Genomic DNA, 21,266 nt, shown 5'->3' with positions numbered 1-21,266 from the left:
ATCAGGTCTGCATGTCCACGATCCTTCCCGATCCCGATCAGGCGATGGCCGCGTTCGAACGGCGCGACCGCGCCTGGGACGGCCGCGTCATCATCGCGGTCACCACGACCGGCATCTATTGCAAGCCGAGTTGCCCGGCGCGCCACCCGCGCCGCGAGCATGTCCGGCTGTATCCCGATGCCGATGCCGCGCGAGCCGCCGGTTTCCGCGCCTGTCTGCGCTGCAAACCCGATGAGGTCGGGCGCGAGCGCGTCGCGGTCGCCCGCGCCATCGACCTGATCGAGGCGGCGGAAGACGCGCTGTCGCTCGACGCGCTGGCGGGGCGGGTCGGCTATGCGCCCCACCATTTCCACCGCGTGTTCAAGCGCGCGACCGGCGTGACGCCCGCGGCCTATGCCCGCGGGCTTCGCGCGCGCCGCATGACCGCCGCACTTGCCGAGGAGGACCGCGTGACCGACGCCATCTACGAGGCGGGCTATTCCGCGCCCAGCCGCTTCTACGAGACCGCGCAGGCGCGGCTGGGCATGACGCCGAGCGCATGGAAGCGCGGCGGCGCGGGCGTCACCATACGCTGGACGGTGGCGCCGACGAGCCTGGGGCCGTTGCTGGTCGCCGCGACCGATCGCGGCATCTGTCGCGTGTCGTTCGACGAGGACGGCACCGCACTCGCCGCGCGTTTCCCGAATGCCGAACTGGTGCCCGGCGGTCAGGCGCTGGCGGAGCTGGTCACTCGCGTGGTCGCGATGGTCGAACAGCCCGGCCGGCATGTCGACCTGCCGATCGACGTTCGCGGCACCGCGTTTCAGGAAGCGGTGTGGCAGGCGCTGCGCGACGTGCCGCCGGGCGAGACGCGCACCTATGCCCAGATCGCCGCCGCCGCCGGCAATCCCAACGCGGTGCGTGCCGCAGGATCGGCCTGTGGGGCCAATCAGGTCGCGGTGCTTATCCCGTGCCATCGCGCGCTGCGCAGCGACGGGACGCTGGGCGGCTATGCCTATGGCCTCAAGCGCAAGGAAACGCTGCTCGAACGCGAGCGCGGCTGACGCCCGGGTTCAGCGCGCCCCTGCCGGTGCAGGCTTGCAGGCATAGACCAGCTTTTCGTTGGGCAACGGCGGCAGCGCGGCGCGGATCGCGTTTTGTGAATCGGCGAGCGCGGACTGCGCACCGGCATCGCCGTCGCATTGCCGGCCGTCGCGCGCGCCGCGCAGCCGGCGCGCCTCCGCCATCTGTGCCGCGCTCAGCAGATAGCGGGTGTTGACATAGACGCCGCTTGCCGGGGTGAAATCGAGCACCGAGACGGTCTGCTCCTCATCGGGTACCAGCACCCGCTGCCAGCCGGTGCCGGCGCGGACATACTGGGTGCGGCCGTTGACGCAGCCATCCTCGCGCCAGTCGAGTTCGACGTCGCCGCTGGTCGAGACGGTCACCCGGCTGCGTTCGGGCTGGAGCGTGCAGACCAGCCGTCCCTGCGGCGTCGCCGCGACGGGGGCCGGCGCGGGTTCCGCCGGCTCGGGCACCGCGGCCGACGCGTCGAAATCGGGGCGCAGCAGGAACAGCGCGACCGCGCCGATCATCAGCACGCCGCCGCCCGCCGCACTCCAGATCGCCGGGCGGCGGCGGCCGCGCGTCTCGAGCAGGCCGGCACCGCCGACCGCCATCGCGCCCAGCACGAGCAGCACCGCCGCGCCCGCGATGAAGTTCTCGCGCACTTCCTCGTTGCTGGCGCGCGCTTCCTCGATGGCCGCCTCGCGCTCCGACGCGGCGCGCGACAGGCGCGCGCGCTCGGCCGCAATCGCCTCGGCGGCGGCGCGCGCATCGGCGTCGCGGGTCTGGGCCAGCTGCTCCTCGATGCCGACGCACGTGCTCGCCACGGTCGCCACCTTCTGCCCCGCGCCGCGCAGGAACCCGGTAAGCTCGCTGTTGGCGACGGCGAAGCCGAAACCGGCATCGCCATCGTCGGCGCGGGTCAGCGCCGAGTTGACGCCCAGCACCCGGCCGCAGCGGTCGAGCAGCGGGCCCCCCGAATTGCCGCGCGCGATGTTCGCGGTGTGCAGGATCACCATCGTCCCCGCGAGCGTGCGCAGCCCGGAAAAATTGCCCTGGGTCCGCACCGGACTGACCGGCGTGATGAAGTCGGCCGCCGACCGGGCGGTGGCAAGGTCGACATTGCCCGGATAGCCGAGCGCCACCGCCTCGCTGCCGTCGCCGGGCGGGCCGGTGAACAGGGTGAGCGGGGGCAGTCCGGGACCGTCGAATTCGATCAGTGCCAGGTCGCGCTCCGGATCGACCGCGATCAGCCGGCCCTGGAACGACTTGTCGCCTTCCGACGGCACCACGCCGATGACGACATTGCCGGGATAGCGCGCGGCGGCCTCCACGACATGGGCGTTGGTGACAATCCGATTGGGCGCGACGGCAAAGCCGCTGCCGTGACCGAAGCCGACGACTTCGTCGTCCATGACCGCGATCGTGACGATGCGCACCACCCCGCGCCCCGCCGCGGAGATGTCGTCGGCGCGCGCCGGCGGCGCGGCGAATAGCCCCGCCAGGCATAATGCCCCCGCAACGATCCAGGCATAGCAGCGCGACATTCGATCCTCCGACCCGTCCCCGTCGCCGCTTTCGGGCAAAGCGCGCCGCGGTTCAAGCGGTCGCAGGGGCATATCGGGCGTTCGCGTCTTCGTCCGGCCGGGCATGCGCCCGCACGGGGCCCGTCACTCCGCGATGAAGCGGCGGACGATGTCCTTGGCGACGCGGATCGGACGGCGGGTCGAGGCGTCGAGCGCACACCAGCTGCTCTGCACTTCGGCCAGCACCTCCTCGCCGCGGCGAATGACCGTGGTGAAGAAGGCGCGTGCGCCCTCGACCCGCTCCGCGATCACGGTGGCGATCACGTCGTCTTCGAGGAAAGCCGGGCGGCGATAGGTGATTTCGTGCTTGAGCGCGACCCAGAGGTGGCGGGCCACTTCCTCCGCCGGCGCGACCTTTTCCCAATAGGCGACGACCGCGTCCTGCACCCAGCTCAGATACACCGCATTGTTGACATGACCCATATGGTCGATGTCGCCGGGGGCGATCGAGACGCTGTGCCGGTGGGGAACCGCAATTTCGGGCATGTCCATGGCATGACCCTGCCGGACAAAGGTGTCAATCGGGTTAGCGGGAAATCAGCTCCGTTCGACCTCGCTGACCGCGTCGACCGCGCGCAGCCCGGCGATCAGCCGCATCAGATGCGTTGAATCGCGGACCTCCACGTCGATCGTGTTGGTGTGGAAGGTGGTATCGCGATTGTCCATGCGCAGGCCGAGGATGTTGGCCTTGTGCTGGCCGATGATGGTCGCCACTGTCCCCAACGCGCCGGGTTCGTTCTTCAGCGTGACGTTGATCCGCGCCACGCCGCCTTCCGCCTTGTCGCCCCAGTTCAGGTCGACCCAGTCGGCGTCGCTCATGTCGCTCAGCACATGGCAGTCGATGGCATGGACCTCGATCCCCTCGCCGGGGCGGCGGATGCCGACGATGCGGTCGCCGGGCACCGGGCGGCAGCAGTCGGCAAGGTTGAAGGCGACGCCCGGCGTCAGCCCCTTGATGATGATTGCGTGACGCTGCGGCGGGACACCGGCATCGGCACCGCTCGCCGAACCGGGCATCAGCGCCTCCATGATGGTCGCGTCATCCCATTTCTGGCGGGCGATGGCCTCCATCAACGCGGTGTCGTCGGCGACCTTGAGCCGCCTGAGCGCATCCGCCAGCGCATCGTCGCCGAGCTTGGCGGGCAGGCGGTCGACGATGTCGTCGTAGAGCTTGCGGCCGAGCGCGACCCGCTCGTCGCGTTCCTTGTGCCGCAGGTGCCGGCGGATCGCGGCGCGCGCCTTGCCGGTGATCGCGAAGTTCAGCCAGTTCTCCCGCGGGCGCTGCGCCTTAGACCGCAGGATCTGGACCTGGTCGCCATTGGCGATCTCCTCGCGCAGCGGCACGACGCGGCCGTTGATCTTGGCCCCCACCGCCTGGTCGCCAAGGTCGGTATGGACGGCATAGGCGAAATCGATCGGGGTCGCGCCCTTGGGCAGCTGGATCAGCTCGCCCTTCGGCGTGAAGGCGAAGATGCGATCCTGGTACATCGCCATCTTGGTATGCTCGATCAGCTCTTCCGGACTTTCGGCATTCTCAAGGATCTCGATGAGGTCGCGGATCCAGCGGACCTGGGTATCGGGGCGGACCGCGTCCTGCTTGTACGCCCAGTGCGCGGCCAGCCCGTATTCGGCCTGGGCGTGCATCTCGCGCGTGCGGATCTGCACCTCGATCCGCGTGTCGCCGGCATGGATGATGCTGGAATGGAGTGACCGGTAGCCGTTTCGCTTGGGCGTCGAGATATAGTCCTTGAACCGGCCGGGCACCATCGGCCAGCGGCGGTGGATGACGCCGAGCGCGCGATAGCATTCCTCCTCGGTCGCCACGATCGCGCGGAACGCCATGATATCGGACAGCTGCTCGAGGCTGATGTGACGCTCGGACATCTTGCGCCAGATCGAATAGGGGTGCTTCTCGCGTCCCGACACCTCCGCCTCGATGCCGCCGCGCGACAGCAGCGACCCGAGGCCGCTCGCAATCTTCGCGATCTTGTCGCCGCCGTCCTGCTTGAGCGATTCGAGCCGGCGGGTGACCGACTCATACGCTTCGGGTTCGAGCTGCTGAAAGGCGAGCGTCTGCATCTCCTTCATGAACTCGTACATGCCGATCCGCTCGGCGAGCGGGGCATAGATGTCCATCGTCTCACGCGCGATGCGGCGTCGCTTTTCCTCGTTCTTGATGTGATGGAGCGTGCGCATGTTGTGCAGCCGGTCGGCAAGCTTGACCAGCAGCACGCGGATGTCGTCCGACATGGCGAGCAGGAACTTGCGCAGATTTTCGGCCGCGCGCTCGCTTTCGGTCTGCGCCTCGATCTTGCTGAGCTTGGTCACGCCGTCGACCATGCGCGCGACGGCGGGGCCGAACTTGCTCAGGATCTCTTCCGGCGTGGCGACCGTGTCCTCGATGGTGTCGTGCAGGATCGCGGTCGCGATCGTCTCGTCATCGAGATGAAGATCGGTCAGGATGCCCGCCACCTCGATCGGATGGCTGAAATAGGGATCGCCGCTGGCGCGCTTCTGGCTGCCATGCGCCTGCATCGAAAAGACATAGGCGCGGTTGAGCAGGGCCTCGTCCGCAGACGGATCATAGCCCTTTACCCGTTCGACCAGTTCATATTGGCGCAACACCCGGCCAAGATTGGCCGGGTGCCGCTGCTTTGCAATATTTGTTTTTGCGGTTGCGTGGCCGCCGCGCGAATTACTTGGCGCGCGCGTTGCACTTTTCCATCGCGGCGGCGTCGAACGCCGAGCCGTTGGCGGTGAAGCTGGCGAGCTGGCCCATTTCCTTGGCCGCCAGTTCGCACATGACCTGGTCACGATTGCCGGCCTTCGGCGCGGCGCAGGTCGCCCCGTCGCACTTCCACACAACCGAGCGGGTGACGAAGCTCGCCTCCGTCGGCGCGACGGCGGGAGTGGCGGTGTAATAGGACTTGGCGAGCGCCGGGGTGGCGCCGAGCACCAGGGCCGAACCGGCAAGCGTGAGAGCGAGCAGATGACGCATGAGGACCTCCATCGACGGCTGGGGAAGAAAGTTTCGATTCGCTACTTACAACGATGTCGTTAAAGCCTCGCGATATAAGTTGCAAGTAGAAACTTTTGCTGCGATGCAGTGTCTTTGTTGTTTTCATCCCGCGCCAAAAGCGGATAGAATAGAGGGCTATGGGTCATTCCGGATTGCGCGAGCCGCTCCGCGAGCTCGCCAATAACTGCAGCCTGCCGGCGGCGCTTGAGGCGATGGGTGAACGCTGGTCGTTCCTGATCCTGCGCGCGGCCTTCAACGGCCTGCATCATTTCGAGGAATATCAGTCGGAACTGGGCATCGCCCGCAACATCCTGGCCAACCGGCTGGCCCGGCTGGTCGGTCACGGCATTCTCGAGCGCCACGCGCTGCCCGAGGACCGGCGCAAGATCGCCTATTGCCTGACCGAAAAGGGCTTTGCGCTGCTGCCGACCATGGTCGCGCTGCGGCAATGGGGCGAGCGGTGGGAAACCGGCACGCCCGCGACGCCGATCCTGGTCGACAGCCGGGATATGAAACCGATCGCACCGGTCGCAGTCCACGCGCATGACGGCCGGGTGCTCAGCAAGGAAGACCTGCTCTGGGCGCTTCCCGACGACGTGAACGGGCGGGGCGGGCTTTAGCACCTCCGTTTCTCGACTTCGCTCGAAACGAACGGTCGGTGGCGAGTGAGCCGTTACCAGCCTTTAGATGCACTCCCCCGCTCGTTTCGAGCGAAGTCGAGAAACGCAGATCGCTCAAGCCACCCGGGTGTCCAACGCCATCAGCGCCGCACGCACTTCGTCCGGGATCGGCGTTGCGCGGCCGGCGGCCAGATCGACATGCGCGCTGACGATCTCGATCACCGTATGCAGCGCACCCGTATCGGCGTGGACCAGCTCGACGCGCGTCGTCATGCTGGAATTGCCGATGCGGTCGATGCGCACCCACGCCTCGATCATGTCGTCGTAGCGGAAGGGCGCTTTGTACTGGACGGTCGCCTGCACGACGTTGAACTCGGCCTCGGTCCAGACCGGCCCGAGCGCGTCCATGCCGCTCCAGCGCCAGAACTCGGTGACCGCGACATCGGCATATTCGAGGTAGCGCGAGTTGAAGACGATCCTCTGCCCGTCGATCTCGGCATAACGGACGCGAAAGCGGGTGGAGAAGGCGAAGCCGGGACGGGTCATGGTGCGCGGCAGTGGCGCAGCCCGGGCGCTGAGACAAGGGGCACCCAGAGTGGTGAGAGGCCCCGGCCTCCGCCGGGGCGACGAAATCTGGGCGTCGTCCCGGCGGAGGATGGGACCCTCGACCGATTACGCGCCGCGCCTCATCCCGCGTTGGCGGCCGGGGTGTTGACCCCCATCGACTGGAGATATTTGCGCACGTTGCGCGCCGCCTGGCGCAGCCGCTGTTCGTTCTCGACCATCGCGATGCGAACGTAACCCTCGCCATTCTCGCCATAGCCGACGCCCGGTGCGACCGCGACCTTGGCGTGGGTGAGCAGCTGCTTGGAGAACTCCAGGCTGCCCAGATGCGCAAGTGCCGGGGGCAGGGGGGCCCAGGCGAACATCGACGCGCGCGGCGGCGGGATGTCCCAGCCGGCGCGCCCGAAGCTTTCGACCAGCACGTCGCGGCGCTTGTGATAGAGCAGGCGATTGGCCTCGACGATGTCCTGCGGCCCGTTGAGCGCCGCGCACGCCGCCGCTTGGATTGGCGTGAACGCGCCATAGTCGAGATAGGATTTCACCCGCGTCATCGCCGCGATCAGCCGGGCATTGCCGACCGCAAATCCGATCCGCCAGCCGGCCATGCTGTAGGTCTTGCTGAGCGAGGTGAATTCGACCGCGACATCCTTGCCGCCCTTGACCTGCAGGATCGACGGGGTTGGATGGCCGTCATAGTAAAGCTCGGAATAGGCCAGGTCGGAGAGGATCCACAGCCCCTGGTCCTTCGCGAACGCGACCAGCCGCTCGTAAAAGGCGAGGTCGACCGTTTCGGCGGTCGGGTTGGAAGGATAATTGACCACCAGCACGCTCGGCCGCGGCACGGTGAACGCCATCGCGCGTTCCAGGCTTTCAAAATAGCGTTCGTCGGGCGTGGTCGGCACCGCGCGGATCGTGGCACCGGCCAGGATGAAGCCGAAGGTATGGATGGGATAGCTGGGGTTGGGCGCCAGCACGACGTCGCCCGGCGCGGTGATCGCGGTGGCGAGGCTCGCCAGCCCCTCCTTCGACCCCATCGTCACCACGACCTCGCGCTCGGGGTCGAGCTCGACCCCGAAGCGGCGGCCGTAATAATTGGCCTGAGCACGGCGAAGTCCGGGGATGCCCTTCGACTGCGAATAGCCGTGCGCGTCGGGCTTCTGCGCGACCTCGATCAGCTTGTCGATGACGTGGGCAGGCGGCGGCAGGTCGGGGTTGCCCATGCCCAGGTCGATGATGTCCTCACCGCCTGCGCGCGCCGCTGCCCGCATCGCATTCACTTCGGCGATGACATAGGGCGGAAGGCGCTTCATGCGGTAGAATTCGTCGGACATCATCCTGCTCTGCTTCGAAATACGGATCGTCGCTTTACGCGATCGTGCCGGCGCGTGGAATCATCTTTGAACGCAATTGGCCGGAAATGCGAAATATCCTGACGCGCGCAATGGCTGACGAAACGGATCCGACGGGGTAAGGTGGCAAAAAAGCGTGAGAGGCAAGGCCGATGGCGGACAACGAACCCAAGACCAGCACCACGCTGGAGGACCTGCAGCACTGGACCTATGTGCTCGGCCGCGCGCAGCAGATGATGCTGGAGCATGGGCATTACACGATGAGCACGACGCCGCTGTCCGCGATGACCGATCCGACCGCGTTCGCGCGCGCCAGCGCCGATTTCTGGGCGGATTCGATGCGGCTGTGGCAACGTTTCCTCGACCCCGGCCGCGCGCCTGCGTTCGAGGAGACGCCGGAACAGGCGCGCGACAAGCGGTTCAAGGCACCGCAATGGCGCGAGGACCCGCTGTTCGACTTTCTGCGCCAGAGCTATTTCCTGATCGCCGACCACCTGCTCAAGAATGTCGAGGCGCTGCCGGGCATTGAGGGCAAGCAGAAGGAGCAGGTGCGTTTTGCCACCAAGGGCCTGATCGACGCGATCAGCCCGACCAACTTTCCCGCGACCAACCCGGTGGTGATCGAGCGGATCATCGAGACGCGCGGCGAGAACCTGCTGAAGGGGCTCGGCAACATGCTCGCCGACCTGGCGCGCGGGCAGGTGACGCATACCGACGCGACCGCGTTCGAGCTTGGCCGCAACATCGCGGTCACCCCGGGCAAGGTCGTCAAGCGCACGCCGCTCTATGAGCTCATCCAGTATTCGCCCACCACCGAAACGGTGTTCGAGACGCCGCTCGTCATCTTTCCGCCGTGGATTAACCGCTACTACATCCTCGACCTCACGCCCGAAAAGAGCTTCATCAAATGGGCTGTCGACCAGGGGCTGACGGTGTTCGTCGTGTCGTGGAAGTCGGCCGACGCGTCGATGAAGGATGTGACCTGGGCCGATTATGTCGAGCAGGGGCAGATCGACGCGATCGACACGGTGCGCGAACTGCTGGGCGTGCCGGGCGTCCACACCATCGGTTATTGCGTGGCGGGCACGACGCTGGCGGCGACGCTCGCGGTGCTGGCCGCGCGCGGCGAGGCGGAGAAGGTCAGGTCCGCAACCTATTTCACCGCGCAGGTCGATTTCAGCGAAGCCGGCGAGCTGAGCCTGTTCGTCGATGACGAGCAATTGCGGATGATCCAGTCCGCGGCAACCGACGGCTATCTGGACGGGCGCTATCTGGCCGCGACGTTCAACCTGCTGCGCGGGCGCGAGTTGATCTGGAACTATGTCACCAACAATTACCTGCTCGGCGACGACTATCCGCCCTTCGACCTGCTGCACTGGAACGCCGACGTCACCAACCTGCCGGCGCGCTGGCACCTCAGCTATCTGACCGACCTGTATCGCGACAACCGGCTGGTGGTGCCGGGCGCGCTGGAGATCAACGGCACGCCGATCGACCTATCGCGGATCGCGACACCGACCTATATCCAGGCGGGTCGCGAGGACCATATCGCACCCGCCGCCAGCGTGTGGAAGCTGCAGACGCACCTGAAGGGTCCGGTCCGTTTCGTGCTGGCGGGATCGGGGCACATCGCCGGCGTGGTCAACCCGCCTGCTTCGGGCAAATACCAGTACTGGCTCAACCCGAACCCGACCGAAACGCTCGACGATTTCGTCGCCGGCGCGGTCGAGACCAAGGGGAGCTGGTGGCCCGACTGGATCGAATGGATCGCCGCCCAGGCGCCGAATCATGTTGCGGTGGCAAAGGCGCGCATACCCGGCAAGGGACGCCTGCCCGCACTCGACGACGCGCCGGGGATGTACGTGAAAGCTAGATGATCCCAACAGGTTAGATTGCAGCAATTTAACATTGTTGCACTGCACAATAAACCCTTGCGAAGCCGGAAGTGCCACGCTATATGCTGCGCCGCAGCGACGTGTGTCCGTAACTTTCAGGAGTCGAGATGGCGAGCAAGGGTCCAGACCAAGGTGGCAAGAAGTCCGCCAGTCAGAAGCCGGCTGCCGGTGCCGGCAAGCCGGTGACGAGCGCGGTGAAGACGACGGCGCCGGCTAACCCGGCAAAGGCCCCGCCCGCGGTCGCGTCAACGCCGGTCGCGCCCGCGGCGCCGAAGGCTCCGGCGCCCGCGCCGATGGCCAAGGTCGCCAAGCCTGCGCCTGTTGCCGCCAAGCCGGTGCCGCCGGTCGCCGCGGCCAAGATCGAGGCGCCGGTCAAGGCGCCCGTGTCCGCGAAGCCCGTCACCCCGACGGCGCTGCCCAAGGCAGCGTCGCCGGCTCCGGTCGTCAACCCGCCGGTCGAGGCTGCGGCCTCGGCGTCGATTCCGGCGATTGCGGTCGGCACATCAGATCATCCGGCGGAAACCGCCACCCCCGAAAAGTCCGTTGAGAAGGAACGCACCATCATGACCACCATCGAAAACACCATGCACAAGACCCAGACCATGTTCACCGACATGAACGACCGCGCCAAGCAGGCTATGGAAAAGAACGCCAAGCTGGTCGAGGAAATGAACGAGCTGGCCAAGGGCAATGTCGAAGCGGTCGTCGAATCGACCCGCATCGCCGCCAAGGGCATGGAAACGCTGGGCCAGGAAGCCGCCGAGTTCAGCCGCAAGTCGTTCGAGCAGGCGAGCGCGATGATGAAGTCGCTGGCCGCCGCCAAGTCGCCGACCGAATTCATGAAGGTCCAGAGCGACTTCTTCCGCACCTCGTTCGACACCTATGTCGCCGAAGCGTCGAAGCACACCGAAGCGATGCTGAAGCTGGCCGGCGACGCCGCCCAGCCGATCTCGAGCCGCGTTGCGGTCGCCGCCGAGAAGATCAAGGTCGCGGCCTGATCATTCGCGCGAAAGCGTAGCGTAAAATGAGGGGCGGTCGCGCGATGCGGCCGCCCCTTTTTTTGGCGGCGTGCGTGATGCGCGGCATCCCGCGCCCGGCCGGGCGGATCGCCCTAAAAGGCGTGTCCGACTGCGACCCCCAGCACCACCGCATCCTCGGCGTCCGAAAAGTCATAATGCGCCTGCGGTGACAGGGTGAAACCGCCGCCCAGTTCGAATTCGTAGAGCGCGCCGAGCCGGACGACGAACGCCGTCGCGCCCTCGGCGAATTCGACGCCGGGGCCAGTCTGGATGGCCAGCCCCCGCCACAGATGGATGTCGGCGGTCGCGAGCAATGTGGTCGAATCGAGTGGCCCGAAGGCACGCTCCGCCACCGCACCCAGCCCGATGCGCTCGCTTACCCGATATTCGTAATCGAGCCCCAGCGTGAAGGCGCTGTCGCTTTCGTCTTCGTCGAGGATCGTCGCGCCCGCGATGACCGACAGGTGATGCCGGCCCGCATCATCGACGACGCGCGCCTGAGCCGTCGCCGGCCGGGGCGAGGTGGCGCAGGACAGGGTGGCGAGGGCCGCGAGGGTCAGAAGGCGCGTTCGCATCATGGCGCGGGCATAGCCGAGGCGCGGTCGGGCATTCTTTTAGAATGGCGCGGTGATTGTCGGCGCCGCGCACAGGCTCGACCCTTTGTCCAAAGCTGTGCGGGTGGCATTTTGTTCGGTCGCCGGCTCCGCCACGCCTCAGCAATGGTTCGCGCCACCGTGCGGGCTGCTTCAGCGCAAAGTCGCGCGAAGAGGCGGGCGAATCGGTCCGGATGCGAACCGCGGTGCTCTGGATGCGGGCCAGGCAGATATCCGCAGTTTCGAGGCGGCGATTTCGAGGCGGCGATGATTTAGGTGCTGCACGGCGGGCCTGGCATTGGACGAATCCCGGCGCGCATGCCCGTTTCTAGCCCCGGCCGGCATTTTTCGGCGGCGCTTGCCCCTTGCCCTTGGCCGGGTCGATGCCATATTTTGTGCCAACGATGGCAGAGCATCTCCCGACCCCCATTTCGATGGCCGAAGACAAGGACGATGAGGGCGGCGGCAACTCATTGGGTGTCGCCACGCGCACGCGCGCCAAGACCAAGAAGCCGACACCCTACCGCGTCCTGATGCTCAACGACGATTATACGCCGATGGAGTTTGTCGTCCTCGTCCTCCAGCGGTTCTTCCGCATGGACATGGAGGAGGCGACCCGCGTGATGCTCCACGTTCACCAGCGCGGCGTCGGGGTGTGCGGCGTGTTCAGCTACGAAGTCGCCGAGACCAAGGTCAGCCAGGTGATCGATTTCGCCCGACAGAACCAGCACCCGCTGCAGTGCACGCTCGAAAAGGCCTGATCGGCTGACCTTCAGTTCGGGTCGGGCAGCCAGTCGAGCCGCAGGCCCTGGTACCGGTCGACATAATCCGACGCATCGGCCAGCGCGGCGGCATCACGCAAGGTGACGCGACTGCCCTCGCGCGCGATCAACCCCTCGCGCTCCAGCTGACGCAGCATCCGGTTGACGTGAACCGAGGTCAGCCCGGTCGCGTCGCCGATCTCCTCCTGGGTCAAGGCGAGCGTGAAGCTGTCGCCGATCGACGAATCGGTCGTGCGCATCCGATTGCGCCATTCGAGCAGGAGCGCGCCGACCCGTGCCTTGGCCGAGGTGCGGCCGAGCATCGCCAGTCGGTCGGTCAGCGCGACGCGCTCGACCTGGTTGACGACGAGCAGGAGCGCGGCGAGCCGGGGATGCGAGGCGACCAAAGCCGACAGCGCCGCCCGCTCGAACGGGCAGACGACGCAGTCGGAGAGTGCGCAGATGCTTTCCGGCGCGGTGTCATAGATCATCGCCGACACGCCGAGCACGTCGCCCGGAAAGAAGAAGCGCAGGATCTGGCGGCTGCCGTCCGACATCAGGGCGTAGCTCATCATCAGCCCCTTGCGCAGCACGAACATCTCGGCGCTCGGCTCGTTCTCGCGCTGCACGAACGCGCCGCGCCGGATGTCGCGACGATGCTCCTCCAGCCGCTCGAGCGCGGTGCGCTCGCCCGGCGTGAGTGCGACGAGATTCCCCAGCACTTCCGCGAAACAACTCCCCGAAGCCGCCACAAACGCCCCCTCTTTTCGCTTCGCAAAAGCATTGGTTCGCGATCGTCGCATTAAAGTGGGTTAATCGCCAGACGCCCGTCGCGAATGTGACAAGATCGACCGTGCTCTTGTGTCGTCCCGCACATTCTTTAGTAACCCCGCGATGGACCGTATCCTCATCCGCGGCGGCAACCGCCTGACCGGCCGAATCGCCATTTCGGGCGCAAAGAACGCGGCGCTCACGCTGATGCCCTGCGCGCTGCTGACCGACGAGCCGCTGACGCTGCGCAACCTGCCGCGGCTCGCCGACGTCGACGGTTTCGGCCACCTGCTCAACCAGCTGGGCGTGTCGACCATGGTCGAGGGCGCGCACCCGACCGATTTCGGGCGGGTGATGACGATGCGCGCGGCGCGGCTGACATCGACCGTCGCGCCCTACGACATCGTGCGCAAGATGCGCGCGTCGATCCTGGTGCTGGGGCCGCTGGTCGGACGTGCGGGGGAGGCGACGGTGTCGCTGCCCGGCGGCTGCGCGATCGGCACCTTTCCGATCGTGTCGGTCGGCGCGACCGAAAATGCGCTGATGGCCGCCGTGACCGCCAGCGGCGGGTCGGTGATCGAGAACGCCGCGCGCGAGCCGGAGATTGTCGACCTGTGCCGCTGCCTGGTCGCGATGGGCGCGTCGATCAGCGGCATCGGGACGGAGACGCTGGAGATCGAGGGGCGCGACCGGCTGCACGGTGCGACCTATCGCGTCATGCCCGACCGGATCGAAGCGGGCAGCTATGCCTGTGCCGCCGCAATCACCGGCGGCGCGCTCGACCTGGTCGGGGCGGAGGCCGCGGACATGCGCGCAACCATCGCCGCGCTGGTCGAGGCGGGCGTGACGGTGGAGCCGCGCGGCGATGCGTTGCATGTCGCCGCCAGCAACGGCATCGGGCCGCTGACGCTGTCGACCGCGCCCTATCCGGGGTTCGCCACCGACATGCAGGCGCAGTTCATGGCGATGCTTTGCAAGGGCAAGGGTGCCAGCGTGCTGACCGAAACGATTTTCGAGAACCGCTACATGCACGTGCCCGAGCTGGCGCGGATGGGCGCGGACATTACGGTCAAGGGACGCTCGGCGGTGGTGCGCGGCGTCGACCGGCTGGTGGGTGCGCCGGTGATGGCGACGGATTTGCGCGCGTCGATGAGCCTGATCCTTGCGGGATTGGCGGCGGAGGGTGAGACCCAGGTCAGCCGCGTCTATCACCTCGACCGCGGCTATGAGCGGCTGGAGGAAAAGCTCCAGGCGGTCGGTGCGGACATCGAGCGGGTTGGCGATGGGTGAACGCCCGGCCGGCGGATAAGGGTAATCGCGCGAAGGCGTAAACGCGCGAAGGGGTTTTTCTCGCGGAGGCGCAGAGGACGCCGAGACGCTGAAATTCCGTGCGTCGCCCCGGCGTAGGCCGGGGCCTTTAGCCATTTATGCGCCCGCCTGCGGGCAGTGAGGTTCGATCCCGGATAACCCAGAGGCCCCGGCCTACGCCGGGGCGACGCAGATGGATATGCGTTCGACCACGCCTTTGCGCGATCCCCGTCTCCGCGTCTCCGCGTGAACCTCCCCTTCGCGCCTTCGCGCCTTCGCGCGATTGACCTTCTGGCCTACGCCGTCCGCTCCGGCACTTCGGCGGCGTCCTGGGCGATCACGCTGTCGGGGGCCATCGCTTCCCACGGGAAGATGAACCAGTCCTTGGTCACCGCGCGGTCGATGGTGCGGGCGGCATATTCGACGCGCTGGCCGGAGCGGATATTGTCGAGCAGGGTGGCGAAGCGCACATGGTCCATCACCGCCCCCTTGGCGGCCAGCCGCGCGCGCAGCCGGGCGATCGTCCCGCCCGTGTCATTGATGTCGTCGAGGAACAGCAGCGTCTCGCCCTCGCGGGTGCGTGCCGCCAGCCGGTCGAGCGGGGCTTCGGAAAAATCCTCGACCTTCGACGAATAATCGACTGACAGCGTGGCGAGGCCCGTCGCGTGGCTGAGATAGACCCCGGGGGCGAGCCCGCCCCGGCCGATGCCGATGATGAAGTCGGGTCGCCAGTCGCCCGTCATCAGCGCGTTCGCCAGCGTGCGGACCAGCGCGGCGAACTCGTCATGCGGGATGGGCGTGAAAACAGGCATCAGGCGTGCGCCGATGCATAGGCGTCGATCGCGGCGAGATGGCGGTCGACGTCCGCGGGGTCGAGGAAGCTGCCGGTGAAGCTGTTGCGGGCGAGCTGGACGAGCGCGGCACGGTCGAGCCCGCGCGCTTCGGCCACCGCGCGGTAATTATCGGCGACATAGCCGCCGAAATAGGCCGGATCGTCGGAATTGATCGTGGCGCGGAGGCCGGCGGCGAGCATCCGGTCGATCGGATGATCCTCCAGCCGGTCGACGACGCAGAGCTTGTGGTTGGACAAGGGACAGACGGTCAGCGTCATGCCGTCGCGCGCCAGCCGCTCGACCAGTTCAGCGTCTTCGAGGCTGCGATTGCCATGGTCCAGCCGGTCGATGTGGAGCAGGTCGAGCGCCTGGCGGACATAATCGGGTGGCCCTTCCTCGCCGGCATGGGCGACGCGCTTGAGGCCGAGTCCTGCGGCGGCGGCGAAGACGCGCGCAAACTTCTCCGGCGGGTGACCCAGCTCCGACGAGTCGAGGCCCACGGCGGCGATGTGCGACAGCCACGGCTTCGCCTGTTCGAGCGTCACGAACGCATCCGCCTCGTCGAGATGGCGCAGGAAGCACAGGATCAGGCGTGACGTGATGCCGTGCGTTGCCTGCGCCTCGGCACAGGCGGACAGCAGCCCGCGAATTACCGTGTCGAACGCGATACCGCGCGCGGTGTGCGTCTGGGGATCGAACATCAGCTCGGCATGGACGACGCCGTCGCGCGCCACCCGGTCGAAATAGGCCATCGCCAGGTCGTGGAAATCACGCTCGGTGATCAGCACGCCCGCGCCCTGGTAATAGATGTCGAGAAAGTCCTGGAGCCGGGTGAAGCTGTAGGCGGCGCGCACCTCCTCCACGCTGGCGAACGGGATTGCCACACCGTTGCGCGCGGCGAGTTCGAACATCAGCTCGGGCTCGAGGCTCCCCTCGATATGCAGGTGCAGTTCGGCCTTGGGAAGGCCGGCGATGAAAGCGTCGAGATCGGACATGCAGCGACTGTGCTGCATCGCGGCGGGGGCGTCAAATGGCGGTGGAGCAGGACAGATGCCAAGCCGTCGCCCCGGCGCAGACCGGGGCCGCTGGCCGAATTGAACCTGTCGCGCCAGAGCGTAGATCGTTCGTTGCGCGAACATTGCCAGCGGCCCCGGCCTGCGCCGGGGCGACGTGCCTGTTCCCGCGCAATTTCGCCGCGGCTCCGCGCGAAACGCCTCCGCGCGGCTCCCCCAGCCCGCTCACACCGCGGTCAGCGCCTGGTCGAAATCGGCGATCAGGTCGTCGGCATCCTCGACCCCGATCGAGATGCGGACGAGATTGTCGGTGATGCCCAGCGCCTGCTTGCGCTCGGCGGGCACCGACAGGTGCGTCATCCCGGCCGGGTGGCTTGCCAGCGTCTCCGTCCCGCCCAGCGACACGGCCAGCTTGGCGATCTTGAGCGCGTCGAGGAAGGCGAACGCCTCCGCCTCGCCGCCCTTGAGGTAGAGCGAAAAGGTCGAGCCCGCGCCCGTGCAGTGGCGGCGATAGATGTCGGCCTGACGCGCATCCGCACCGCCCTCGAGGAAACCGAGATAGCCGACGCGCTCGACCTTCGGATGGTCGCGCAGGAACGCGCAGACCTTTGCCGCATTCTCGCCCGCGCGGCTCATGCGCAGTTCCAGCGTCTCCAGGCTGCGCAGCAGCATCCAGGCGGTGTTGGGGTCACAGATCGTGCCGATCGTGTTGCGCATCAGCCGGATGGTGTCGATGTGCGCCTTGCTGCCCAGCACGCCGCCCGCAACGAGGTCCGAATGGCCGCCGGCATATTTGGTCAGCGAATAGACGACGATGTCGGCGCCGTGCTTCAGCGGCTGGTGCCACAGCGGGCCGAGGAAGGTGTTGTCGATCGCGATCGGCGGCTTTTCGGCCGCATTGGCGAAGATCGCGTCACGGCTGGCGGCGACCGCCTCGACATCGACCAGCGCGTTGGTCGGATTGGCCGGGCTTTCAAGGTAGATCAGCGCGACGCGGCCCGATGCTGCCTTGCCCAGCACCGCGTCGATTTCCTCGCGCGTCGCCCCGGCGGGGAAGTCGAGCCAGTGCACGCCGAAGCGGCCCAGGATACGCGCGATCAGCGTCTCGGTCGCGGCATAGAGCGGCCCGGAATGGACGATGGTGTCGCCGGGGCGGACCATCGACAGAAACAGGGTCGCGATCGCCGACATGCCGGAGGAGAAAGCGAGCGCGTCCTCGGCCTCTTCCCACACGCCCAGCCGGTCCTCCAGGATTTCCTGATTGGGACCGTTGAAGCGCGAATAGACAAGGCCCTCGGCCCCGCCGGGCCGCTTGCCGGTCACGCCCTCGAAATGGCGCTTGCCGGCGGCAGCGTTCGGAAAAACGAAAGTCGAGGTGGCGAAGATCGGCGGCTTCAGCGCGCCCTCCGACAATGCGGGATCGAAGCCATGCCCCATCATCAGCGTCGAGGGCTTGAGCTTGCGCCCGCCCAGTTCGACGATGTCGGGCTTGGGGCGGCGGCGCGGGGTGACGCCGGTCAGCTCGGCTTCGGTGGGTTTGGTCATCGGGAAGAAACTCCGGCAGCAGGTCGCCCGTCTGATGCGGGCCAATGCGCCGGCTCTACCCGATGATTGCCGGGTGGGGGAGGGGGGTCACAACGCGATCAGGCTGATCTGCCGCCCATAATCGGGCTCGTCGCGATGGGTTGCGCGGCGAAAGCTGTAGAAGCGGTCTTCGTCCACATAGGTGTCGAGCCCAAGCAGCTCGACCCGCCGCAACCCGGCGGTGGCGAGCCGGTGCGCGACATAGGCTTCCAGGTCGAACTGCGCGTGGTCCGGCCGCCCGGGGGAAAAGAAGCGATCATTCGCCGGGTCCTGATCGCAAAACCGCGCGACGAAGCCGTTGTCGACCTCATAGCTCGCCCGCGCAATGCACGGGCCGATCGCGGCGACGATGCGGCCGCGATCCGCGCCCAGCGCCTCCATCGCCGCGATTGTCGCATCGGTGACGCCGGCAATCGCGCCCTTCCACCCGGCATGAGCGGCGCCGATCACACCCGCGTCAACATCGGCGAACAGCACCGGCGCGCAATCGGCGGTGAGGATGCCGAGGGCGAGGCCCGGCGTTGCGGTGACCAGCGCGTCGGCGCGCGGGCGTTCGGCGGGTACGTCGTCGATGGTGACCACGTCGGCGGAATGAACCTGATACACCGTGACCAGCGCCGCCCCCGGCGCGACCGCGGCCAAGGCACGTCGGCGGTTTTCGGCAATCGCCTCCGGATCATCCGCGCTGCCCAGCCCGACATTCAGCCCGGCGACGATGCCGGTAGATACCCCGCCCCGCCGGCCGAGAAAACCGTGGCGCACGCCCGCAAGCGCCGGCGCGCGGACGACCTCGACGTTCACAGCGCCAGCCGCATGACGATGTCCTCGTCCTCATGGTTGCCGACCTTGAAGACATAGGGGCCGACCGCTTCGAAGCCGTAGCGATCATAGAAGCGCCGGGCACGGTGATTGTCGGTGAAGACCGAGAGATAGAGGTCGCTCGCGCCGCCGGCCCGCGCGGTATCGATCACCCACGCCATCAGTTCGGCCGCAGCGCCCGAGCCCTGCCAGGGCTTGAGGATATAGAATTGGCGCAGTTCGATCGAGGGACCGCGCGGCTTGAAGGGCAGGCTGGGCGGGCCGACCTTGGCATAGGCAACCGCCGCACCGTCCGCCTCGCCGACCCGAACGCGAAATGCGGGGTCGGTCAGCTCGTCATGCCAGCGTGGCGTGCTGTGCCCGGCCAGGAACAGCGCGAGGTCGTCGGGATGATAGAGGTGGCCGAAGGTTTCGGTGAAGCTGTCGCGCGCCAGTTTGGCGAGCGCCGGGGCGTCTTCGGCCACCGCATCGCGAAAAACGATCGTCATGCAAACCCCGCGGGTGCGGGCCAGCCCGGCGCGGTGACCGCCAGCCCCTTGAACAGCGCGCCCATCTGATCCGGCGCGACCAGGCGATTGCGGTCGGCGGCGATCTGGTCCGCGCGCTCCGGCGCGGTGCGGGCCAGCCCTGCGGCGCGCGTGTCGATGCCGAGCGCGACGAGCAGCTGCCCCTGATCGACCGGGCCGTACGCGAGCGCGTCTTCGGCCCGTGCCGCCTCCGCTAGCGTCGCGAAATCGACATGCGCGGTCAGGTCGCGACTGCCCGGCTGCTCGAACGGATTTGCAAAGGCGTGGCCGGACACGGCCTGAAGCGTATCGCCGATCGCCGGACCTGAATAGCCATAGTCGAGGATGATCGCCGCGCCGCCGCCCGCCACCAGCCGACGGGCGAGCCCGCGCATCGTCGCGACCGCGGCGGGCGAGGTTTCCAGGATATCGCCGGGCTGCGCATCGCCAAAGGCGGGTGGCACCACCGCGTCGAAGCTGTCCCTGCCCGTGATCGGCAGAAAGAGCGTGTCCTGGCACGCGACCAGCCGTTCGCGCCAGCCATCGCCGGTGCGGATCAGCTGGCGGATCGGGAGCGCGTCGAAAAATTCGTTTGCGACGACGATCAGCGGCACGTCGTCGGGCACGCTGAACAGGTCGATATGCCATTCGGCACCGGGCACGCGTTCCGCCTGTTCCGCGCGCAGGACCGGGCTCGTCTCGATGAAATGAACCGGCGGGGTCAGCCCGACCGTCGCCATCGCGCGCAGCGCGTCGGCGGCGAGCGTGCCGCGGCCGGGCCCATATTCGACATAGCGCAGATCGGGGCGCCCGGCGCGATCCCACAGGTCGGCGAGCGCAAGGCCGATCAGCTCGCCGAACATCTGGCTGATTTCGGGTGCAGTGGTGAAGTCGCCCCGCGCACCCAGCGGATCGCGCGTCGCATAATATTCGGCGTTCGCCGCCTGCATGAACTGCGACAGCGGGATCGGACCGGCCAGCGTGATCGCGCGGGCCAGGCGGTCGGGCAACGTGCCTTCGGCGTCGGACGACACGGCCGCGCGCCCCTTCAGGCGATGCTTTCCTGGCCGGCGACGGCCTCGACGCGGTGGCGTCGCGACCTGGCGGTGGCGATCAGGAACACGCCGCCCGCGATCATCGGCAGACAGAGCAGCTGGCCCATATGGATCGTCGTGGCGAAGAACGTGCCCTCGAACTGCTGGTCGGGTTCGCGGAAGAACTCGACGAAGAAACGGGCGACGCCGTAGCCGAGCAGAAAGATGCCGACCAGCCGGCCGGGCTCGTAGCGCGCACGGGTTCGCCAGAAGAAGAAGGCGAGGACGAGGAACAGCACGATGCCCTCGAGCCCGGCCTCGTACAGCTGGCTCGGATGACGTGCGGGATCGAGCCCGCCCGCAACGGTGCGCGGAAAGACAATCGCCCAGGCGACGTCGGTCGGCTTGCCCCACAGCTCGCCATTCACGAAATTGGCGATACGACCGAAAAACAGGCCGAACGGGACGACGCATGCGACATAGTCATGGACGCGCAGCCAGTTGAGCCCGTGCTTGCGCGCCAGCAGCATGATCCCGATCGAGGTGCCGATGACGCCGCCGTGAAAGGACATTCCGCCATCCCACAGCCGCAGGATTCGGATCGGATTGGCGAACAGGTCGGGCGCGTAGAAGAGGACATAGCCAAGCCGCCCGCCCAGGATGATGCCGAGCGTCGCGTAGAAGACGAGGTCGTCGGCATGACGCCGCGCCATCGGCGCGCCCGGCTGGTCGAGCAGCTTGAGCAGATACCACCAGCCGATCAGGATGCCGGCGATATAAGCCAGCGAATACCATTTGAGCTGGAAGAAGCCGAGGTCGAGCGCCACCGGATCCAGCCCGAGATCGGTGAATTGGAGATGGCCGGTGCTGGCGGCGAGCAGGGGCAGGATCAAGATATGGGCTCCGGCAAAGGGCGATGCCGCCGCTTTACCGGGCTGTCAGGTCAAA

The 21,266-nt window shown here is 67.3% G+C and carries 22 protein-coding genes; 6 read left to right on the top strand and 16 right to left on the bottom strand.

The genetic code is table 11. The annotated features are described in order from the left end of the window. Nucleotides 1–11: 11 nt before the first annotated feature. Nucleotides 12–1,043 (top strand): bifunctional DNA-binding transcriptional regulator/O6-methylguanine-DNA methyltransferase Ada, encoded by a 1,032-nt coding sequence (ada, locus tag AX676_RS00195; protein ID WP_066480624.1) that lies wholly within the window; start codon nt 12–14, stop codon nt 1,041–1,043. A 9-nt stretch (nt 1,044–1,052) separates the two neighbouring features. Here ada and AX676_RS00190 read toward each other — a convergent pair whose 3' ends face one another. The 4 genes from AX676_RS00190 to AX676_RS00175 all read right to left on the bottom strand — a co-directional run bounded on the left by AX676_RS00190 (nt 1,053) and on the right by AX676_RS00175 (nt 5,628). Next, a complete protein-coding gene (locus tag AX676_RS00190) occupies nt 1,053–2,591 on the bottom strand; it encodes a S1C family serine protease (protein ID WP_082730966.1) in 1,539 nt (512 codons plus the stop codon). A 123-nt stretch (nt 2,592–2,714) separates the two neighbouring features. After that, nucleotides 2,715–3,116 carry an acyl-CoA thioesterase gene (locus tag AX676_RS00185; RefSeq protein WP_066480628.1) on the bottom strand — a complete coding sequence of 134 codons (402 nt, stop codon included), beginning with the start codon at nt 3,114–3,116 and terminating at the stop codon, nt 2,715–2,717. Between the two features lie 51 nt (nt 3,117–3,167). Next, complete coding sequence (locus AX676_RS00180; protein WP_066480480.1) at nt 3,168–5,255, bottom strand: RelA/SpoT family protein; 2,088 nt, start codon at nt 5,253–5,255, stop codon at nt 3,168–3,170. 70 nt (nt 5,256–5,325) lie between these two features. Next, the gene (locus AX676_RS00175; protein WP_082730969.1) at nt 5,326–5,628 is read right to left on the bottom strand and encodes a CC_3452 family protein; all 303 of its coding nucleotides are present in this window, start codon (nt 5,626–5,628) and stop codon (nt 5,326–5,328) included. A gap of 158 nt (nt 5,629–5,786) precedes the next feature. Between AX676_RS00175 and AX676_RS00170 the strand changes: the two genes are divergently transcribed. After that, nucleotides 5,787–6,269: a winged helix-turn-helix transcriptional regulator gene (locus tag AX676_RS00170; RefSeq protein ID WP_066480483.1), complete on the top strand. Its 483-nt coding sequence runs from the start codon at nt 5,787–5,789 to the stop codon at nt 6,267–6,269. Between the two features lie 114 nt (nt 6,270–6,383). Here AX676_RS00170 and AX676_RS00165 read toward each other — a convergent pair whose 3' ends face one another. Further along, nucleotides 6,384–6,815: an acyl-CoA thioesterase gene (locus tag AX676_RS00165; RefSeq protein ID WP_066480484.1), complete on the bottom strand. Its 432-nt coding sequence runs from the start codon at nt 6,813–6,815 to the stop codon at nt 6,384–6,386. 140 nt (nt 6,816–6,955) lie between these two features. Further along, on the bottom strand, nt 6,956–8,164 hold the full coding sequence (locus AX676_RS00160) for an LL-diaminopimelate aminotransferase (RefSeq protein ID WP_066480630.1): 1,209 nt from the start codon (nt 8,162–8,164) through the stop codon (nt 6,956–6,958). A gap of 170 nt (nt 8,165–8,334) precedes the next feature. Between AX676_RS00160 and AX676_RS00155 the strand changes: the two genes are divergently transcribed. Next, entirely contained in the window at nt 8,335–10,059 is a 1,725-nt protein-coding gene (locus AX676_RS00155; RefSeq protein WP_066480485.1) for a PHA/PHB synthase family protein, read from the top strand. Between the two features lie 169 nt (nt 10,060–10,228). On the opposite strand, the gene AX676_RS18190 is transcribed toward AX676_RS00155, so the two are convergent. Then, entirely contained in the window at nt 10,229–10,579 is a 351-nt protein-coding gene (locus AX676_RS18190; protein ID WP_231726512.1) for a hypothetical protein, read from the bottom strand. 61 nt (nt 10,580–10,640) lie between these two features. Between AX676_RS18190 and AX676_RS18185 the strand changes: the two genes are divergently transcribed. Continuing rightward, the gene (locus tag AX676_RS18185) at nt 10,641–11,075 is read left to right on the top strand and encodes a phasin family protein (protein WP_231726511.1); all 435 of its coding nucleotides are present in this window, start codon (nt 10,641–10,643) and stop codon (nt 11,073–11,075) included. A gap of 113 nt (nt 11,076–11,188) precedes the next feature. On the opposite strand, the gene AX676_RS00145 is transcribed toward AX676_RS18185, so the two are convergent. Further along, complete coding sequence (locus AX676_RS00145; RefSeq protein ID WP_156437757.1) at nt 11,189–11,671, bottom strand: hypothetical protein; 483 nt, start codon at nt 11,669–11,671, stop codon at nt 11,189–11,191. Nucleotides 11,672–12,093: 422 nt separating this feature from the next. On the opposite strand from AX676_RS00145, the gene clpS reads away from it, so the two are divergent. Continuing rightward, the gene (gene clpS / locus AX676_RS00140; RefSeq protein WP_066480632.1) at nt 12,094–12,450 is read left to right on the top strand and encodes an ATP-dependent Clp protease adapter ClpS; all 357 of its coding nucleotides are present in this window, start codon (nt 12,094–12,096) and stop codon (nt 12,448–12,450) included. An 11-nt stretch (nt 12,451–12,461) separates the two neighbouring features. Here the strand turns inward: clpS and AX676_RS00135 are convergent, their stop codons facing one another. Further along, nucleotides 12,462–13,202 (bottom strand): Crp/Fnr family transcriptional regulator, encoded by a 741-nt coding sequence (locus AX676_RS00135; RefSeq protein WP_231726027.1) that lies wholly within the window; start codon nt 13,200–13,202, stop codon nt 12,462–12,464. A 142-nt stretch (nt 13,203–13,344) separates the two neighbouring features. On the opposite strand from AX676_RS00135, the gene AX676_RS00130 reads away from it, so the two are divergent. Further along, complete coding sequence (locus AX676_RS00130; RefSeq protein WP_066544020.1) at nt 13,345–14,511, top strand: UDP-N-acetylglucosamine 1-carboxyvinyltransferase; 1,167 nt, start codon at nt 13,345–13,347, stop codon at nt 14,509–14,511. 314 nt (nt 14,512–14,825) lie between these two features. Here the strand turns inward: AX676_RS00130 and AX676_RS00125 are convergent, their stop codons facing one another. From AX676_RS00125 to lgt, 7 genes are all read right to left on the bottom strand, one after another. Further along, nucleotides 14,826–15,341, bottom strand: a complete 516-nt coding sequence (locus AX676_RS00125) for a phosphoribosyltransferase (RefSeq protein WP_066480490.1) — start codon at nt 15,339–15,341, stop codon at nt 14,826–14,828. Next, nucleotides 15,341–16,357: an adenosine deaminase gene (locus tag AX676_RS00120; protein ID WP_066480493.1), complete on the bottom strand. Its 1,017-nt coding sequence runs from the start codon at nt 16,355–16,357 to the stop codon at nt 15,341–15,343. The genes AX676_RS00125 and AX676_RS00120 overlap by 1 nt, the downstream gene beginning before the upstream one ends. A gap of 243 nt (nt 16,358–16,600) precedes the next feature. Next, complete coding sequence (locus AX676_RS00115; protein WP_066480496.1) at nt 16,601–17,920, bottom strand: cystathionine gamma-synthase family protein; 1,320 nt, start codon at nt 17,918–17,920, stop codon at nt 16,601–16,603. 87 nt (nt 17,921–18,007) lie between these two features. Beyond that, on the bottom strand, nt 18,008–18,760 hold the full coding sequence (pgeF, locus tag AX676_RS00110) for a peptidoglycan editing factor PgeF (protein WP_066480497.1): 753 nt from the start codon (nt 18,758–18,760) through the stop codon (nt 18,008–18,010). After that, on the bottom strand, nt 18,757–19,266 hold the full coding sequence (locus tag AX676_RS00105) for a GNAT family N-acetyltransferase (RefSeq protein ID WP_066480498.1): 510 nt from the start codon (nt 19,264–19,266) through the stop codon (nt 18,757–18,759). Before AX676_RS00105 ends, pgeF begins: the two co-directional genes overlap by 4 nt. Further along, complete coding sequence (locus tag AX676_RS00100) at nt 19,263–20,234, bottom strand: class I SAM-dependent methyltransferase (RefSeq protein WP_082730862.1); 972 nt, start codon at nt 20,232–20,234, stop codon at nt 19,263–19,265. Before AX676_RS00100 ends, AX676_RS00105 begins: the two co-directional genes overlap by 4 nt. Before the next feature lie 98 nt (nt 20,235–20,332). Further along, nucleotides 20,333–21,211: a prolipoprotein diacylglyceryl transferase gene (lgt, locus tag AX676_RS00095; RefSeq protein ID WP_066480501.1), complete on the bottom strand. Its 879-nt coding sequence runs from the start codon at nt 21,209–21,211 to the stop codon at nt 20,333–20,335. Nucleotides 21,212–21,266 lie beyond the last annotated feature (55 nt).

This window comes from Sphingomonas sp. CCH21-G11 (genome assembly GCF_001555965.1).
Lineage (GTDB): Bacteria > Pseudomonadota > Alphaproteobacteria > Sphingomonadales > Sphingomonadaceae > Sphingomonas.
Note: the sequence above shows the minus strand (reverse complement) of the source record. Positions and strands in the feature narration are given on the sequence as shown.